Genomic DNA, 17,023 nt, shown 5'->3' with positions numbered 1-17,023 from the left:
ACGACCACCCCGCCGACGCGTCCCCCCACACCTTCCCCGACGGCGGCACCTGGCGCACCGAGATCCCCTCCGTCGAAGGCCCCGAAGCACTCGCCGAAGTCCTCGCGGAATCCGCCCGGCTCGACGTGCCGGTCCACCGCGTCAGCCAGGGCAGCGGCGTCTGGATGCTCAGCGACGACGAGATCACCGAGATGGCCGGTGCCTGCGCCGAACGCGACATCGAACTGTGCCTCTTCACCGGCCCGCGCGGCACCTGGGACATCGGCGCGGCCACCCGCACCGACTCCGGCGGCGCCGGACTGCGCGCCCGAGGCCACGACGCGCTCGCCGGCAGTGTCGAAGACGCCCTGCGCGCCGCCGAGTTGGGCGTCAGGTGCCTGCTCGTCGCCGACGAGGGAGTCCTCTGGTCGCTGCACCGGCTGCGTACCCGAGGTGTGCTGCCCGCCGACACCACGCTCAAGGTGTCCGCGCTCATCGGGCCGGTCAACCCCGCCTCGTACGCCGTCTACGAGCGACTGGGCGCCGACTCCCTCAACATCCCCTCCGACCTCGCGCTCGCCCACTTCACCGAGATCCGCCGCGCCAGCCGCGCCCCGATGGACCTCTACATCGAGGCGCCGGACGACCTCGGAGGCTATGTGCGGATGTACGAGGCCGCCCAGCTGATCCGGCGCGGCGCGCCCCTCTACCTGAAGTTCGGTCTCGCCAAGGCGCCCGGCATCTACCCGTACGGGCGCCATCTGCGCGACCTCACCCTGGCCACCGCACGCGAACGCGTACGGCGCGGCCGGCTCGTACTCGACCTGCTCGCCCGGCACGGCGCCGACGGCGGCATGTCGCCGCTCGGCTCGCGCCTGCCAGGACCGCTCAACCGTTTCTCGCTTCCTTAAGGACAAGGACTGATGACCATGCGCACCAGCCGCGCCGCACTCACCGTCGTCGTCGCCTCGCTCGCCCTCTCGCTGACCGCCTGCGGCCAGAGCGGCGAGGGCGGGAGCAAGAAGGAGAGGACCGGCGGCGAGGGCTCCACCGTCGGCATCGCGATGCCGACCAAATCGTCCGAACGCTGGATAGCCGACGGCCGCAACATGGTCGCCGAGTTCGAGAAGCTGGGCTACAAGACCGACCTCCAGTACGGCGAGGACGACGTCGACCAGCAGGTCTCCCAGATCGAGAACATGATCACCAAGGGTGTCGACGTGCTCGTCGTCGCCTCCATCGACGGCCGGGCGCTGGGCGACGTACTCGGCCAGGCGGCCGACCAGGGCATCAAGGTCATCTCCTACGACCGGCTCATCCTCGGCACCCCGAACGTCGACTACTACGCCTCCTTCGACAACGAGAAGGTCGGCGTCCTCCAGGCCACGTACATCATCGACAAGCTCGGGCTGAAGGACGGCGGCGGCGAAGGCCCGTTCAACATCGAGCTGTTCGCCGGTTCGCCCGACGACAACAACACCCGCTACTTCTTCCAGGGCGCCTGGAAGACCCTCAAGCCGTACATCGACAAGAAGCAGCTCGTCGTCAGGAGCGGCCAGCGGCAGCTCGACCAGATCACCACACTGCGCTGGGACGGCGGTACCGCGCAGCGGCGGATGGACGACCTGCTCACCAAGTCGTACGGCTCCGAGGACGTCGACGCCGTGCTCTCGCCCTACGACGGCATCTCCATCGGCATCCTGTCCGCCCTGAAGTCCGACGGCTACGGCACCTCCGCCAAGCCGTACCCGGTCGTGACCGGCCAGGACGCCGAGGTCGCCTCCGTCAAGTCGATCGTCGCCGGACGGCAGACCCAGACCGTCTACAAGGACACCCGCGCGCTGGCCAAGCAGGCCGTGCAGATGGCCGACGCCGTACTGAACGACAAGAAGCCCGAGGTCAACGACGACACGACGTACGACAACGAGAAGAAGGTCGTCCCGGCCTTCCTGCTGGACCCGGTCAGCGTCGACAAGGCCAACTACCAGTCCGTCCTGGTCGACTCCGGCTACATCAAGGCGAGTGACCTGAAGTGAGCGCACCCGCCGCACCCGTCCTTGAGATGCGCTCGATCGGCAAGACCTTCCCCGGCGTCAAGGCACTCTCCGACGTCACGCTCAACGTCGCGCCGGGGGAGGTGCACGCCATCTGCGGGGAGAACGGGGCGGGCAAGTCCACGCTGATGAAAGTCCTCAGCGGGGTTCATCCGCACGGCAGTTACGACGGCGAGATCCTCTTCCAGGGCGCACCCTGCGCCTTCAAGGACATCGGCGCCAGCGAGGCGCGCGGCATCGTGATCATCCATCAGGAACTGGCCCTGGTGCCGTACTTGTCCATCGCCGAGAACATCTTCCTCGGCAACGAGCACGCCAGGCACGGGATCATCAGCTGGGGCGAGACGCTGAGGCACGCCACGGCGCTCCTCAAACGCGTCGGACTCGCCGAACATCCGCAGACGCGGGTCGCCGACATCGGCGTCGGCAAACAGCAGCTGGTGGAGATCGCGAAGGCCCTCGCGAAGAAGGTCAGGCTGCTCATCCTCGACGAGCCGACCGCCGCGCTCAACGACGGGGACAGTGCCCAACTGCTGCTCCTGATAAAGGAGTTGAAGGCGCAAGGCATCACCTCCATCATCATCTCGCACAAGCTGGGCGAGATCGCCGAGGTCGCCGACTCCGTCACCATCCTCCGCGACGGCCGCACCATCGAAACCCTCGACGTCCACGACGCGGCGACCACCGAGGACCGCATCATCCGGGGGATGGTCGGCCGAGACCTCGACCACCGCTTCCCCGAACGCACCCCGTACGAGGGGGATCCCGGGGCGCACCCCGCGCTGGAGATCCGCGACTGGACCGTGCACCACCCGATCGACCAGCAGCGCAAGGTGGTCGACAACGTCTCGATCCACGTCCGACGGGGCGAGATCGTCGGCATCGCCGGTCTGATGGGCGCGGGCCGCACCGAACTCGCCATGAGCGTCTTCGGCCGCTCCTACGGCCGCGACATCAGCGGCACCGTCCTCAAGGACGGCCGGGAGATCGGCACGAAGACCGTCCCCGATGCCGTCGCACACGGCATCGCGTACGTCACCGAGGACCGCAAGCAGTACGGGCTCAACCTCATCGACACCATCGGCCGCAACATCACCCTCAGCGCCCTGGACAAGGTCGCACGGCGCGGCATCGTCGACGAACACGAGGAGACCCGCGTCGCCGAGTCCTACCGCCGCGGCATGAACATCAAGGCACCGACCGTCTTCGAACAGGCCGGCCGGCTCTCCGGCGGCAACCAGCAGAAGGTCGTCCTCAGCAAGTGGATCTTCGCCGGTCCCGACATCCTCCTGCTCGACGAGCCCACCCGGGGGATCGACGTCGGCGCCAAGTACGAGATCTACACCGTCATCGACCAACTCGCCGCGCAGGGCAAGGCCGTCGTCTTCATCTCCTCCGAACTCCCGGAGCTGCTCGGGATGTGCGACCGCCTCTACACCATGGCGGCCGGCCGGCTCACCGGCGAGATCCCGCGCGCGGACGCCACCCAGGAAGTGCTCATGCGCCACATGACCAGGAACACGAGGTGAACCACATGGGCGACGGCACGGCTCCCGCCACCACCCGCCAACTGCTGCTCGACACGGCGCGGCGCAACATGCGGCAGTACGGCATGCTCGTCGCGCTCGCGCTGATCGTCGTGCTGTTCCAGATATGGACCGACGGCGTACTCCTCAAGCCCAACAACGTCACCAACCTGGTCCTCCAGAACAGCTACATCCTGGTGCTGGGCATCGGCATGATGATCGTCATCATCGCCGGTCACATCGACCTCTCCGTCGGCTCCCTCGCCGCGTTCGTCTCGGCCGCGTGTGCCGTGATGATGGTCGAGCACGACATCCCCTGGGTCCTCGCGCTCGTACTCGGTCTCGCCATCGGCGCGGTGGCGGGCGCGTGGCAGGGCTTCTGGATCGCGTACGTCGGCATCCCGTCGTTCATCGTCACGCTCGCCGGGATGCTGCTCTTCCGGGGCGGCACACAGATCTTCCTCGGCTCACGCTCGCTCGGCCCGTTCCCCGAGGGCTTCCAGAAGATCTCCACCGGCTATCTCCCGGAGATCGGACCGGCCACCGACTACCACAATCTGACACTGCTGCTGGGTCTCGCACTGCTCGCCTTCGCGCTGCTCCAGGAGTTCCGGGACCGCGGGCGCCAGAAGGAGTACGACCTGGAGGTCCTGCCCCGGGGCCTCTTCGTCACCAAGTGCGTGGCACTCGCCGCGGCGGTCCTCGCCTTCACCATGACACTCGCGAGCTACCGGGGCGTCCCCGTCGTCCTGCTCCTGCTCGCCGCGCTGCTCATCGGCTTCGGCTACGTCATGCGCAACGCGGTCGTCGGCCGCCACGTGTACGCGCTGGGCGGCAACCGGGCGGCGGCCAAACTCTCCGGTGTGAAGGACCGGCGGGTCACCTTCCTGGTCTTCGTCAACATGGGCGTACTGGCGGCGCTCGCCGGGATCGTCTACGCGGCGCGCCTCAACGCCGGTGTCCCGCAGGCCGGCGTCAACTTCGAACTGGAGGCCATCGCCGCGGCGTTCATCGGCGGCGCCTCGATGAGCGGCGGCGTCGGCACCGTACTCGGCGCGGTCATCGGCGGACTCGTCCTCGGTGTGCTCAACAACGGCATGTCCCTGGTCGGTATCGGCACGGACTACCAGCAGGTCATCAAGGGACTGGTGCTGCTGGCCGCCGTCGGGTTCGACGTCTGGAACAAACGCAGGGTGGGCGCCTGACGGACCGTCAGCCCCGCCCGCCGAGGGGAATCGCGAGCGAGGCGGCGCCCTGGAGGTCCAGCCACGCGGTGTCCGGTCCCCGGACCAGCCGGAGCACCACCCGCGAGCAGTCCGGGCACCGGGCCACCAGACCCGGTGCCCGGTCGTAGACACGCAGCCGGGCCAGCGGACCCGTGGCGCCGCACCCGGCGCACCGGCCGACGGCGGCGGTCAGGTCGACGGCGAAGATCTCGGAGAGCGGGCCGCCCAGGGTGTTGCCGTCCTCGTACGCCGTCTCGTACTCCTCGTACGTCCCCTGCGCGCTGGTGCGGTCGGTGTCCATGTCATCCTCCACTCGGGCCGAAGCGTTCGGTCCTGATCCGGTCGGGGTCGTGGCCCAGGGCGGTCAGCAGCGTCGCGGCGTTCTCGACGAAGCCCGTCGGCCCGCACACGTAACACATCGGCCGCCGGTCGGCGGGCCAGCCGCCCCGCACCAGGTCCTCGGCCGTCAACCGGCCGACCGGCCTGGGGTGTTCGGGCGGCGCGGCGCGGGTGTAGAGATACTCCGTGTCGAGGCCGGGCTCCCCGCGCAGCAGTTCGGGCGCGTACAGCCGGTCGTCCGGTTCGCGTACGGAGTAGAGCAGCCGGAACGGCGCGTGCCCGCCCACCGCGCCACGCGTGCGCACCATCGACATCAGCGGCACGATCCCCGAGCCGCCGCCCACCAGCAGCACCGGCTCGGCCTGCTCGGGCCGCCAGACGAACCAGCCGCCGATCGGGCCGCGCAGCTCCACCCGGTCGCCGGGCTCCATCACGTCCATCAGATACGGCGACACCTCACCGTCCGCCACCCGCTGGATCGTCAGCTCCACCCGGTCACCGTCCGGCGCGGACGCCACCGAGTAGCTGCGCTGCGTGCTGTACCCGTCCTCCGCCGTCAGCCGTACGTCGACGTGCTGGCCCGCCAGATGCGCCGGCCAGCCGGGCACGTCGAACACCAGCGTCCGGGCCGTCCGGGACTCCGCCCGGCGGTCGACCAGCTCGGCGACCAGCCAGCGCAGCGGCCGGGGCGGCGCTAGTCGCCCTGGTACCGCTGCTCGCGCCACGGGTCACCGTAGGAGTGATAGCCGAGGCCCTCCCAGAACCCCGGCTCGTCGTCGAGCAGCAGCTCGATCCCGCGCACCCACTTCGCCGACTTCCACAGATACAGGTGCGGTACGAGCAGCCGCGCGGGGCCGCCGTGCTCCGGGGCCAGCTCCTCGCCGTCGTAGCGGTGGGCGATCCACGCCTGCCCGTCGAGCAGGTCCGCCAGCGGGAGGTTGGTCGTGTACCCGCCGTAGGAGTGGACGAGAGCGAAGTCGGCGGCCGTCTCGACGTCGGCCAGCAGGGTGTCGAGCGAGACCCCCTCCCAGTGCGTCCCGAACTTCGACCACTTCGTGACGCAGTGGAGGTCGACCGTCGGCGTCTCGGCGGGCAGCGCCATCAGCTCCGCCCAGTCCCAGGTGTGCCGGGCGCTTGTCTCGGTGGTGAGGGTGAACTCCCACTCGTCGTGCGTCACATGCGGGGTGGGCCCGGCGGACAGGACCGGAAAGTCATGGACCTCGTACTGTCCGGGCGGCAGATTCCGGCCGGGAGCGGGCCTTCGGCCGTGGAACCCGCGCGAGATGATCGCCATGGCGGGACTTCCTTCCTCCGCCCGGACGGTCGGGAGCACGGTCCGAACAGCCTCAGACCAGCCTAGACGCGCGGGACCGGGGCGGCGACGCGAGACCGGCCGGGGTCCGGCGCCGCCCGGTGCACCGGCCCGGCTACTCGAACCGCGCGGGGTCGCCGGCGCCCCTGCGTACGATCTCCGGCTCGCCTTCGGAGAAGTCGATGACGGTGGTCGGCTCGGTGCCGCAGTCGCCCGAGTCGACCACGACGTCCAGCACATGGTCGAGCCGTTCCTTGATCTCCCAGCCCTGGGTCATCGGCTCGCCGTCGTCCGGCAGGAGCAGCGTGCTGGAGAGCAGCGGCTCACCCAGCTCCGCGAGCAGCGCCTGGGCGACGACATGGTCCGGGATCCGGACTCCGACCGTCTTCTTCTTCGGGTGCAGCAGCTGCCGCGGCACCTCCCTGGTCGCGGGGAGGATGAACGTGTAACTGCCGGGCGTCGCCGCCTTGATGGCGCGGAACACGTCGTTGTCGATCTGCACCAACTGGCCGAGCTGCGAGAAGTTCTGGCAGACCAGCGTGAAGTGGTGACGGTCGTCGAGATTCCGGATGGACCGGATCCGGCTGATGCCGTCCCTACTGCCCAGCTGGCAGCCCAACGCGTAACAGGAGTCCGTCGGATAGGCGATGAGCGCGCCGGACCTGATGCTCTCGGCCACGCTGGTGATGGTGCGCCGCTGGGGGTTCTCGGGATGTACGTCGAAATACTTGGCCATTGGCCGAGCTTAGGCCGTGTCCGACCGATCCCGCCTCGCACGCGACGCCCGGCTCCCCGGTCGACCGGCGATACGACGCGGGCTGTACGTCCCGGCTGGTTGCCGGCGGCAACCGTCGGTGGCGTTCGCGGGTCCCGCGGCGGGAGAATCCCCGGGTGAAGATCACCGCACAGGAGCTGAACCGCTCCACCCTCGCCCGTCAGCTCCTCCTGCGCCGCGAGCCGCTCGGCGTCGCCGAGGCCGTCCGCCGTGTCGTCGCCCTCCAGGCCCAGCAGGCGGCATCCCCGTACCTCGCGCTGTGGAACAGGACCACCGACTTCGACCCGGCCGCCCTCGACGCCGCCTTCACCGGCTACGAGGTGGTGAAGGCGACGCTGATGCGGATCACCCTGCACGCCGTCCACGCGGACGACCACCGGACGTTCCGGGAGGCCGTGGAGCCGACGCTGCGCGGCGGCAGACTCGACAGCCGCTTCACGGCGACGGGGCTCACCCTCGACGACGCCGACGCGCTCGTCCCGGCCCTGCTGGGGCACGCGGACCGGCCGCGGACCGCCGCCGAGCTGGAGGCGTGGCTGGGGGAGCGGCTGGGCGCCCCGCCCGGCCCCGGGGCGTGGCGCGGGCTGCGGGGGTACGCGCCGCTGCTGCACGTACCGACCGGGACGCCGTGGTCCTTCGGCCCCCGGCCGTCGTACGTCGCCGCGGGGGCCTGGTCGGGGCTCCGGGACAAGGAGGCGTCGGGGGCCGCGCTGGCGAGGCTGATAGTGCGCTATCTGGAGGGGTTCGGCCCGGCCTCGGTGGCGGACATGGCGCAGTTCGCCCTGGTCCAGCGGGGGCGCGTACGAGAGGCCCTTAAGGTGCTTTCGGGCGGTCTCGACGTGCTGGCGGGGCCGGACGGCGTGGAGCTGTACGACGTGCCGGGCGCGCCGCGTCCGGACGGCGACACGCCGGCGCCGCCCCGCCTGATGGCGATGTGGGACAGCACGCTGCTGGCCTACGCCGACCGGAGCCGGATCCTGCCGCCGGACTACCGCAGGCTCGCCATCCGGATCAACGGCGACGTGCTGCCGACGCTCCTGGTCGACGGGTATATGGCCGGGGTCTGGCGGCCGGTCGCGGAGGGGATCGAGGCGCGGGCCTTCCACCCGCTCTCCGAGGAGACCTGGGCGGGCCTCGCCGCCGAGGCCCGGTCGCTGACGGCGTTGCTCGCAGGCCGGGAGGCCGGGGTCTACAGCCGTTACGGGCACTGGTGGGCCAAGCTGCCGCCGAGCGCGGAGGTCCGGGTGCTGCCGGGGGCGTGACGGCATGGCGAGTTCTGGTGTCCCCGTTCTTCAAAGAATTGGTATGGACCTTTCCTCGGAGGGGTCGCTGCCCGTAGCCTCTGCGCGGCGGTGTCCGCGTAACTGCGCTCTCCCGAAAGGCAGTTGGGCGCCGTTCCGTCGTGAACGACCCCACACCGTTCAGGAGTGAAGCCAGAGTGTTGAAAAGAGGCACCACGGCCGTCATGGCCGCCCTGCTGCTGGTCTGCGGACTGCTCGTCTCCGCGCTCCCCGCCGCCGCGGGCGAGGCGCGCGGCGATCACCACGCGCCGCGATTCGTCGTCGGCGAGGCTCAGTTCGAACGGATGTTCCCGGACCGGGATCCGTTCTTCACGTACGACGGTCTCGTCGAGGCCACCGAGGCGTACCCCGCATTCGCGCGGACCGGCAGCCGCACGATCCGCAAGCAGGAGGCCGCGGCCTTCCTCGCCAACATCAGCCACGAGACCGGCGGGCTGTTCTACGTCGTGTCGCAGAACCCCGACATGTATCCGATCTTCTGCGACGACACCCAGCCCTACGGCTGCCCGGCCGGGCGCGACGCGTACTACGGGCGCGGCGCGATCATGCTGAGCTGGAACTTCAACTACAAGGCGGCCGGCGACGCGCTGGGCCTCGACCTGCTGAACAACCCCTGGCTCGTCGAGACCGATCCGGCCGTGGCCTGGATGACGGCGCTCTGGTACTGGAACACCCAGTCCGGCCCCGGCACCATGACTGGGCACGACGCCATGGTGAACAAGAAGGGCTTCGGGCAGACCATCTGGAGCCTCAACGGGTCCGCCGAGTGCAACGGCGGCAACCCCGCGCAGATGGAACACCGGGTCGAGCTCTACAAGCAGTTCACGCGAGTGTTGCGGACCACACCGGGCCGCGGTCTGACCTGCTGAGGCGGCCGCCGACACCCCGTCCGACCAGGCACTTCGCCGGGTCGGACGGCGGTGTCCGTGTGACCTTACGCACGTTGCCCCCGGCCGACCGTATTGCCTAATGTCCGGTTTGTGCTTCGAAACCGCAGGGTGCCGCAATTGGCCGCAGTCGCGCTCGCCGTCGCCGTCACGGCGTCGGGCGGGGCGTTCGCCGTGGCCCAGACGTCCGACAAGCCGACCCGGTCCGTCAACGCCGCGGACTCCGTCGCCGCGCCGCCGGCCGGTGTCGACGGCGCGATGCGCAAGGCGCTGGACGCGCTCCCCAAGAGTGACGGCCGCTACACCGTCGCCGTCGAGGACCTGAACGGCCGGGCAGCCGCCGTGTACGGCGGCACCGGCGCCTACGACACGGCCAGCATCGTCAAGGTCGACATCCTCGCGACCCTGCTGCTCGACGCCCAGGACAGCGGAGCCCCCCTCACCGCGAAGCAGCAGAAGCTGGCCACCGCGATGATCCGCAGCAGCGACAACGCCGCGACGGACGCGCTCTGGAAGGACATCGGCGGTACCAAGGGCCTCGACGCCGCCAACAAGCGCCTCGGCCTGAAGGCCACCCACGGCGATCCGGACGGTCACTGGGGCCTGACCCGCACGACGGCCGCCGACCAGATGGTGCTGCTGGAGGCCGTCCTCGGTGACGGCCACTCCCCGCTGACCGCGCAGTCGCGCGCCTATCTGCGGTCGCTGATGAGCACGGTCGAGAAGGACCAGCGGTGGGGGATATCCGCCGCCGACGACGGCAAGGGCTCGGCCGGCGGGCCCGCGCTGAAGAACGGCTGGCTGCCGCGCAGCGGGACGGACCTGTGGGACGTCAACAGCATCGGGCGCGTCGAGTACGGCGGCCGGACACTGCTCGTCGCCGTCCTGTCGGACGGACAGCCCACCTACAAGACCGGCGTCGACCTGGTGGAGCGGGCGGCGGCCACGGCGGTGAAGGCCTTCGTCAAGGCGGAGTAGCCCGCGAGACGCCGGGCCGGCCGTACTCGATGTCCGATGACCGCCAGCGAGGCTCTTCGCGACTGATCATGCTCGGGGGCATGACGAAACCAGCCACCGGCGCCACGGCCGACCCGCTCACCGTTCTCACCGGGATGTACGCCGCCGAGGCGGAGTATCTGGCGGCGGGCGGGCCCGGCGCGGCCTCCTTCGCCCCACTGGCGCCGTTCTTCTCGCCCGACGTCGTACTGCACCAGGCCGACGCCCTGCCGTACGGCGGAACGTGGCGCGGTCACGAGGGCATGGAGCGGTTCTTCGCCGCGATGAGCGGCGTGTGGGAGTCCTTCGACATGGTGGAACAGGAATTCCTCGCCACCGGGGAGACGGGCGGACCCGCCGTGGTCCTCACCCGGATCCGGGCCCGTGCCCGCGCCACCGGTCGTGAGCTGGCCTTCCCGATCCTCCAGACGATCACCGTCACGGACGGCCGGATCGCCGAGGTCCGGCCGTTCTACTGGGACACCGGGGCCGTCGCCGACCTCACGCGGCTGCCCTGAGCGGACCGGGGCGTTCGGCGGACCGGGGCGTTTTGCCGATCAGCGGCGGGCGAGCTGGCGCTCACCGCTGGGGCCCGGCGCGTACGGCAGGTCGTAGTGGGTGAAGACCGCCTTCTCGTCCTCCGCCGGCAGAACGTCGTCGGTGCCCATCGACGGCGCGTCCCTCACGGCCGTCTTCGAGTACCCGACCCGGACGTAGCCCGGCCCCACGACGGCTCCCGCGAGCGGGACGAAGACCAGACGGTGCCGGGTCGGCAGACCGACCGTGACGGTCGCCACGGACGGCTCGTCGGTACGGGTGTCGACGTAGATCGCCTCCAGCGAACCGATCTTGCGCCCGTCGGAGTCGAGGACGTCATGGCCACGCCATTCGCGGATGTCCACGGAATTGATCATGTCGGCTCTCCTCCTCCGGCGGCCCTCGCGATAGGGCGCACCCGTGCGACTGCCCTGCCCTGCCCGGCTCCGGTCATGGTCGCCGACCGCGGGCCGGGGTGCCACTCGGGACGGCCGTACGGAGCCCCGCAGGGCCCCCTCAGGACTCCTCGCCGTAGCTGAGTTCGCTCGCGAGCAGCGCCGCGCCCACCACTCCCGCGCGCGGGCCCAGTTCGGACATGACGATCGGCAGATTGCCCGTGGCCAGGGGCAGCGAGCGTTTGTAGACCACGCTGCGGATCTCGGCGAGCAGCGGATAGCCGAGCCCCGTCAGCCCCCCGCCGATCACGATCATCGACGGGTTCATGAAGCTGACCAGGGTGGCGAGCACCTGACCCACCCGGTGGCCACCCGCCCGGATGAGCGTGACGCACGTGTTGTCGCCGCCGTCCGCGCACTGAGCGACGTCCAGCGCGGTCAACACCCCCCGTTCGGCGAGCCGTTCGGCCAGCGCGGGCGACAGGCCCGACTTCGCGGCCTCGGTGGCGTCCCTGGCCAGGGCCACCCCGCCGAAGTACGCCTCCAGACAGCCGGTGTTCCCGCAGGAGCAGACCGGGCCGTCCGCCTCGGCCTCCACCTGGACGTGCCCGATGTCGCCGGCGCAGCCCTCCGCGCCCCGGTAGATACGGCCGTGGTGCTGCATGCCCGAGCCGATACCGCTGCCGATCTTCACGAAGAGCAGATGGTCGACGGTCGAGGCGACCCCGCTGTGCTGCTCCCCGAGGGCCATCACATTGACGTCGTTGTCGACCACGACGGGGCAGTCGTGCGCGCGGGCGAGGGTGTCGCGTACGGGGAAGCGGTTCCAGCCCACCATGATCGGCGGCGAGACGGGGACGCCCTCGCGGAAACTCACCGGCCCCGGCAGACCGATGCCGATGGCGTCGAGCCGGGTGTAGTGCCCCTGGTCGGCCATCGCGCGCAGGAGTTCGCTGACCCGGCCCAGCACGGCCACCGGGCCCGAGCGGATGTCGACGGGCTCGGAGCGGGCGGCCACCGGAGCGAGCGCGCCGTCGGTGATCTCGATGTCGACGGAGCTGGCGCCCAGATCGACGGCGGCGAACCGCAGCCCCGGATCCAGCTGGACAAGGGTGGAGCGCCGACCGCCGCGCGACGCGGCGGGGCCCGCCTCGCTGACCCGCCCGGCGGCGACCATCCGGTCGAGTTCGCCGAGCAGCCGTGGGCGCGGAACCTCCAGCCGGTCCGCGAGTTGGGCGCGGGACAGCGGACCGTTGTCACGCAGCAGACTCAACACGCGGTACTGGATGTTCACGGACTCACTTCCTCTGGACGCCTGCGGACAGCTTCGGGGAGGTGTCGCGGGGCGGAGCACGGGCGTACCGGCGGTACACAGGGGGCTCCCGGCAACTTTTTCACAGAAGGCCGAAAGTTGCCGCCTTGTTGACGGAACTCGACTCCGCCCCCGCGACGGAGCCGAATCCGGACACAGGACTGCCCCGCCGTTGAGAGCGGGGCGTGGCAGCGGGGCAGCCCTGTCGGTCCCGGCGTCAGCCGGTGGCGCCTCCCTTCAGCGCCCGCGCGTCCCTTGCCAGGGCCGCGCCCGCCGCTGCGTCCGGCACCAGGGCCTTGTCGGCCGTGTAGCCGGCGAACGACTCCAGTACCGACGCGGCCTGACTGGTGCGGCCCGCGTCGGCGTGTGCCTCGGCCTGCCCGAGCCGTACGGTCAGCCGCTGCTGCCCCTGTGCCGTGATCAGGCCGTCGGCCCGCAGTTGGGTGATCAGCGCGCGGATGTCCGCGTAGGAGGTACGGGTGGTGAAGGCCACCGTCTTCGTGGTGACGTTCCCGGCCCTGTCGCGGGCCCTGACCGTCAGGTCGTGGTTCCCCAGCGGCAGCCGCCACAGTTCGAGCGCCTGGCCGGAGCTGACGGCCTTGCCGTCCACCGTCGCCGTGACGGTCGCCCCGCCGGACACCGCGTCCGTCGCCGAGAACACCGGCACCGGTCGCTTGGAGTCCCCGTAGACACCGTCGGCGTCGACACCGGTCGCCGTCACCGTGGGACCGGTGCGGTCGATCCGTACGGTGAGCGAGCCCACGTCGGAGACGTTGCCGCCGTTGTCGGTCGCACGGTAACGGACGGTCGTGGCACCCTCTCTGGACAGGGTGACGGCCGAGTTGGCCGACTGCCACGTGGCCCCGTCGTCGATCGAGTACTGACGGCTGGCCACCGTCCCGTTGTCGGTCGCCGCCACGGACAGCGACACGTTGCTGGTGTACCAGCCGTCGTCACCGTTGGGCCGGGGCGGGTTGAGCGTGGCGGTCACCTTGGGAGCGGTCTTGTCCGCGACACCCGCGCCCTGGAAGGTCAGCGAGTCCAGCTCGACACCGCCGGACGAGGTCACGAACACCTCGCCGGTCCCCGAAGGTGCCTTGTCCAGCGCGGTGGTGACGGTCTGCCAGCCCTCACCGGCCGGTACCTGCACCGTCGCGAACGGCTCCGCGTCCGCCGATCCCCAGCGCAGTGCCAGCGAACCGGCGCCGCTCGCCCGGGTCTTGACCCCGTTGATCCCGGCGAACGACACCGGGTCGTACGCGATCCAGTCACCGGCGTCGAACGAGGTCAGCTTGCGCTGGCCGGACGCCGTGGTGTCGTCGGTGATCGTGACACCCTCGGCGGAGTCGTAGTGCTCGGCCTGCATCAGCGCCGGGTTGAGCACCACCTGGGCGTCACCGGTGGCCGGCGGCACGCCGCCAGCGCCCTTGTCGGTGTAGGTGATGCCGAGCACGCCGAACACGTTCTCGGTGTCGCCGTGGCCCGCGTCGGCCGGCGTCAGGACGCCGCCCGTGCAGCCGGTGCCGCTGTTGACCGGGTGCCCGTGCTGGTTGTGCCCGAGACCGAAGGTCCAGGCGGCCTTGGCGCAGTCCGGTGTGGTGCCGTCCTCCGGGTCGTCGACGGCGATGCCGTACGGCACGGCGTCACCCCAGTTGAAGAACCCGCCGTCCGGCGGCGAGGTGATCTTCACCGTCGGAGCCGTGTTGCCCACGGTTATCTGACGGCTCGTCAGTCCGGACTTGCCCTGCGGGTCGGTGACCTTGAGCCGGGCCTGGAACTGCCCGTTGTCCGGATACGTACGCGAGGCCGTCGGCCCGGTGGCGTCGAAGGTGCCGTCGCCGTCGAGGTCCCACTGGTAGGTGAGTTCACCCTTCTCCGGGTCGCTGGACCCGGTGGCGCTGAACGAGACCGTGAGCGGGGCCTGGCCGGACGTCTTGTCGGCCTTGATCACGGCCGTGGGCGCCTTGTTGCCCTCGGCGTAGTCGATCCGGTAGAGACCCGCGTCGGGGTTCTGCCGGAAGAAGCCGTCACCGTAGTCCAGGACGTAGAGCGCGCCGTCCGGGCCGAACTCCAGGTCCATCGGGTTGTCCCACTGCGGGATGCCGTTCTGCGCGCGCTCGCTGTTCGGCAGCACGTTCTCCAGCTTGCTCACCGGACCGTCGGGCCCGTCGAGCGTGAACGCGGCCACGTAGTCCTGCGAGAACTCCGCGAAGAACGCCTTGCCGTCCCAGTACTCGGGGAACTTGCCCGGCGACGGGTTGTCCGCGTCGTAGTGGTAGACCGGACCGCCCATCGGGGCCTGGCCGCCCGGACCGCCGGGACCGCGGAAGGCAGTCAGCTCGGGCCACGGCTGGTCGCTGTCCTTGTCGCCGTACCAGAGCGTGGCCGGCGCGGACGGGGGCAGCTCGGTCAGACCGGTGTTCCAGCGCGAGTCGTTGACCGGCTTCGCGCAGTCGAAGGCGGGGCCCGGTGTGAGGGTGGCGAAGTCGAAGTCCCGGTAGGGCTTGGTGTTGTCACCCGTGCAGTACGGCCAGCCGCCGTTCAGCGGCTTGGTCGTGGTCTGCCACTCGACGTACCCCATCGGCCCGCGGTTCGGGTCGGCGGTGCCGGCGTCGGGGCCGTAGTCGCCCCACATCACGGCGTCCGTCTTCTGGTCCACCGCCAGCCGGAACGGGTTGCGCAGACCCATCACGAAGATCTCGGGACGCGTCTTGGCCGTGCCCGGCTCGAAGAGGTTCCCCTCCGGGATGGTGTAACTGCCGTCCTCCTGCACGTTGATCCGCAGGATCTTGCCCCGCAGGTCGTTGGTGCTGCCGGCGCCACGGCGCTCGTCGAGACCCGGGTTGTAGCCGGCCGCGTCGTTGATCGGCGTGTATCCGTTGACGTTCGGGCCGGACGCCGGCGTGTTGCCGCCCGTCGCGAGGTACAGATTGCCCTTGCTGTCGAAGTCCACGTCACCCGCGACATGGCAGCACTGGCCGCGGTTGGCGTCGACCCGGATGATCTCCTGGGCGGTGGACAGGTCCAGCTTGTCGCCGGTCCACTTGAAGCGGGTCAGGGTGTCGTACCCCTCCCACTGCTTCCAGTACGCGTCGGTCTGACCGGCGGGCAGGGTCTGCGGCGCGGAGCCGGCCGGGGTGTTCAGCGGCGGCGAGTAGTAGAGGTAGACCCACTTGTTGGTGGCGAAGTCCGGGTCGAGCGTGACCGTCTGCAACCCCATCTCGGAGTTCTGGTACACGTCGAGATGGTTGACGACCTTCGTGACCCCGGTGCCGGGGTCGGTGAGCCGTACGTCGCCGTTGCGGGCGGTGTGCAGGACACGGCTGTCGGGCAGCACGGCGAGGTCGATCGGCTCGCCGGTGTCCTTGGTCAGGGTGGTCTTCTCGTAGTTCGACCAGTCCAGGGCGTGTTCGTGGCCCGGGTGCGCCTGGGCGGCGGGCGCGACGGCCACACCGCCCAGGGCGGGCAGTGCCACGAGCAGGACCCCTGTGATCATGCGTCTCAGGGTGCGGTGCACGGGATTACGTCTCCTCGATCGCTGGCGGTAAGGAGCGGACGGGACAGGCCGGGTCCCCCGCGCGGCGCGGAGGCGCCCGGCCCGTCCCCCGGGGGAGGCTCGGCTCAGCCGAGGAGTCCCTTGAGCGCGGTGAAGCTGCGCTCAGCCGCGCCGAGCGAACCGGGCGGATTGGGCTGCGTGTTGGGCGCGGTGTCCTGCTCCCAGATGCCGACGTGCGAGGCGCGCGGCCCGATGTCACGGACGAACTTCTCGTACGGCAGGTCTCCGGCACCGAACTCGACGATGTCGAAGCCGTTGGCGTTCGCCGAGTTGGCGTCGCCGTCCTTCATGTGGAACAGCGGGTAGCGGTACGGCTGGTTGCGCACGTACGCCGCCGGGTCGAATCCGGGCCAGCGGTACTGACCCACGTACGCCCAGTAGATGTCCAGCTCCAGATAGACATGGCGCGGGTCGGTGTTCTTGAGGAACACGTCGTACAGCCGGACCGAAGGCTGGTCGGTGGCGAACGCGAACTCGCCCGCGTGGTTGTGCTGGTAGAGCTTCAGACCGCGCGCGGTCGCGGCGGCGCCCCAGACGTTGAACTCGTCGGCGGCGGCGCGGTAGCCCGCGACGGTGTTGACGTTCGTCGGCGCGTTGGCGGTGCCCACGTGCGGCATGCCGAGGATCTGCGCGGCGTCCAGCTCACCCTGGAGGTTGGAGCGGAAGTTGCCGATGCCGACGTGGCTGCCGACCGCGGTCAGCCCGTTGTCGTCGAGCAGCGTGCGGATCTCCTGGAGCGTGATCTGCCGGCCCAGGATGGAGGTGTTCTGGGTGTAGCCGGCGAACTCGATCTCCTTGTAGCCGATCCGGGCCAGCTCGGGCAGGACG

At 70.3% G+C, this 17,023-nt stretch carries 16 protein-coding genes; 8 read left to right on the top strand and 8 right to left on the bottom strand.

Annotated features, from left to right (window positions below):
- The 4 genes from BHU15_RS13795 to mmsB all read left to right on the top strand — a co-directional run.
- Positions 1 to 890: hypothetical protein (locus BHU15_RS13795; protein ID WP_069627450.1), on the top strand; the 890-nt coding region annotated here is incomplete at its 5' end.
- Between the two features lie 18 nt (positions 891 to 908).
- Positions 909 to 2,015 (top strand): multiple monosaccharide ABC transporter substrate-binding protein, encoded by a 1,107-nt coding sequence (gene chvE, locus BHU15_RS13790; protein ID WP_069627453.1) that lies wholly within the window; start codon positions 909 to 911, stop codon positions 2,013 to 2,015.
- 26 nt (positions 2,016 to 2,041) lie between these two features.
- Positions 2,042 to 3,562: a multiple monosaccharide ABC transporter ATP-binding protein gene (gene mmsA / locus BHU15_RS13785; protein WP_069627449.1), complete on the top strand. Its 1,521-nt coding sequence runs from the start codon at positions 2,042 to 2,044 to the stop codon at positions 3,560 to 3,562.
- Positions 3,563 to 3,567: 5 nt separating this feature from the next.
- A complete protein-coding gene (mmsB, locus tag BHU15_RS13780; protein ID WP_069627452.1) occupies positions 3,568 to 4,764 on the top strand; it encodes a multiple monosaccharide ABC transporter permease in 1,197 nt (398 codons plus the stop codon).
- 7 nt (positions 4,765 to 4,771) lie between these two features.
- On the opposite strand, the gene BHU15_RS13775 is transcribed toward mmsB, so the two are convergent.
- From BHU15_RS13775 to BHU15_RS13760, 4 genes are all read right to left on the bottom strand, one after another.
- The gene (locus BHU15_RS13775; RefSeq protein ID WP_069627448.1) at positions 4,772 to 5,086 is read right to left on the bottom strand and encodes a DUF6510 family protein; all 315 of its coding nucleotides are present in this window, start codon (positions 5,084 to 5,086) and stop codon (positions 4,772 to 4,774) included.
- 1 nt (position 5,087) lies between these two features.
- On the bottom strand, positions 5,088 to 5,849 hold the full coding sequence (locus tag BHU15_RS13770; protein ID WP_069627447.1) for a ferredoxin reductase: 762 nt from the start codon (positions 5,847 to 5,849) through the stop codon (positions 5,088 to 5,090).
- Entirely contained in the window at positions 5,819 to 6,418 is a 600-nt protein-coding gene (locus tag BHU15_RS13765; RefSeq protein ID WP_069627446.1) for a sulfite oxidase-like oxidoreductase, read from the bottom strand. The genes BHU15_RS13770 and BHU15_RS13765 overlap by 31 nt, the downstream gene beginning before the upstream one ends.
- 133 nt (positions 6,419 to 6,551) lie before the next feature.
- A complete protein-coding gene (locus BHU15_RS13760; RefSeq protein ID WP_023543731.1) occupies positions 6,552 to 7,172 on the bottom strand; it encodes an L-threonylcarbamoyladenylate synthase in 621 nt (206 codons plus the stop codon).
- A 155-nt stretch (positions 7,173 to 7,327) separates the two neighbouring features.
- Here BHU15_RS13760 and BHU15_RS13755 point away from each other — a divergent pair, with 155 nt between their 5' ends.
- The 4 genes from BHU15_RS13755 (at position 7,328) to BHU15_RS13740 (ending at position 10,913) form a co-directional block, all read left to right on the top strand.
- Positions 7,328 to 8,473 (top strand): winged helix DNA-binding domain-containing protein, encoded by a 1,146-nt coding sequence (locus BHU15_RS13755; RefSeq protein ID WP_069627445.1) that lies wholly within the window; start codon positions 7,328 to 7,330, stop codon positions 8,471 to 8,473.
- Between the two features lie 203 nt (positions 8,474 to 8,676).
- Complete coding sequence (locus BHU15_RS13750) at positions 8,677 to 9,381, top strand: chitinase (RefSeq protein WP_069627444.1); 705 nt, start codon at positions 8,677 to 8,679, stop codon at positions 9,379 to 9,381.
- A 129-nt stretch (positions 9,382 to 9,510) separates the two neighbouring features.
- Entirely contained in the window at positions 9,511 to 10,377 is an 867-nt protein-coding gene (locus tag BHU15_RS13745) for a serine hydrolase (protein WP_435897010.1), read from the top strand.
- An 80-nt stretch (positions 10,378 to 10,457) separates the two neighbouring features.
- Complete coding sequence (locus tag BHU15_RS13740; protein WP_069627451.1) at positions 10,458 to 10,913, top strand: nuclear transport factor 2 family protein; 456 nt, start codon at positions 10,458 to 10,460, stop codon at positions 10,911 to 10,913.
- A gap of 39 nt (positions 10,914 to 10,952) precedes the next feature.
- On the opposite strand, the gene BHU15_RS13735 is transcribed toward BHU15_RS13740, so the two are convergent.
- From BHU15_RS13735 to BHU15_RS13720, 4 genes are all read right to left on the bottom strand, one after another.
- On the bottom strand, positions 10,953 to 11,309 hold the full coding sequence (locus tag BHU15_RS13735) for a PRC-barrel domain-containing protein (protein ID WP_069627442.1): 357 nt from the start codon (positions 11,307 to 11,309) through the stop codon (positions 10,953 to 10,955).
- 139 nt (positions 11,310 to 11,448) lie between these two features.
- Positions 11,449 to 12,621, bottom strand: a complete 1,173-nt coding sequence (locus tag BHU15_RS13730; protein ID WP_069627441.1) for an ROK family transcriptional regulator — start codon at positions 12,619 to 12,621, stop codon at positions 11,449 to 11,451.
- A gap of 235 nt (positions 12,622 to 12,856) precedes the next feature.
- Positions 12,857 to 16,135, bottom strand: coding sequence for a PQQ-dependent sugar dehydrogenase (locus BHU15_RS13725; RefSeq protein WP_069627440.1), 3,279 nt, complete (start codon positions 16,133 to 16,135; stop codon positions 12,857 to 12,859).
- A 125-nt stretch (positions 16,136 to 16,260) separates the two neighbouring features.
- Positions 16,261 to 17,023 (bottom strand): sugar phosphate isomerase/epimerase family protein (locus BHU15_RS13720; RefSeq protein WP_069627439.1); only part of this gene is annotated, 763 nt, incomplete at its 5' end.

It is taken from the genome of Streptomyces niveus, assembly GCF_001723055.1.
Classification (GTDB): Bacteria; Actinomycetota; Actinomycetes; order Streptomycetales; family Streptomycetaceae; genus Streptomyces; species Streptomyces niveus.
This window is presented reverse-complemented; position numbering and strand designations above follow the sequence as displayed.

What these genes read in the sequence shown, in the direction of transcription:
- chvE (WP_069627453.1), top strand. Translation starts at nt 909, where the DNA reads ATGCGCACCAGCCGCGCCGCACTCACCGTCGTCGTCGCCTCGCTCGCC.
- mmsA (WP_069627449.1), top strand. Translation starts at nt 2,042, where the DNA reads ATGCGCTCGATCGGCAAGACCTTCCCCGGCGTCAAGGCACTCTCCGAC.
- mmsB (WP_069627452.1), top strand. Translation starts at nt 3,568, where the DNA reads ATGGGCGACGGCACGGCTCCCGCCACCACCCGCCAACTGCTGCTCGAC.
- BHU15_RS13775 (WP_069627448.1), bottom strand. Translation starts at nt 5,086, where the DNA reads ATGGACACCGACCGCACCAGCGCGCAGGGGACGTACGAGGAGTACGAG.
- BHU15_RS13765 (WP_069627446.1), bottom strand. Translation starts at nt 6,418, where the DNA reads ATGGCGATCATCTCGCGCGGGTTCCACGGCCGAAGGCCCGCTCCCGGC.
- BHU15_RS13760 (WP_023543731.1), bottom strand. Translation starts at nt 7,172, where the DNA reads ATGGCCAAGTATTTCGACGTACATCCCGAGAACCCCCAGCGGCGCACC.
- BHU15_RS13750 (WP_069627444.1), top strand. Translation starts at nt 8,677, where the DNA reads ATGGCCGCCCTGCTGCTGGTCTGCGGACTGCTCGTCTCCGCGCTCCCC.
- BHU15_RS13740 (WP_069627451.1), top strand. Translation starts at nt 10,458, where the DNA reads ATGACGAAACCAGCCACCGGCGCCACGGCCGACCCGCTCACCGTTCTC.
- BHU15_RS13735 (WP_069627442.1), bottom strand. Translation starts at nt 11,309, where the DNA reads ATGATCAATTCCGTGGACATCCGCGAATGGCGTGGCCATGACGTCCTC.
- BHU15_RS13725 (WP_069627440.1), bottom strand. Translation starts at nt 16,135, where the DNA reads ATGATCACAGGGGTCCTGCTCGTGGCACTGCCCGCCCTGGGCGGTGTG.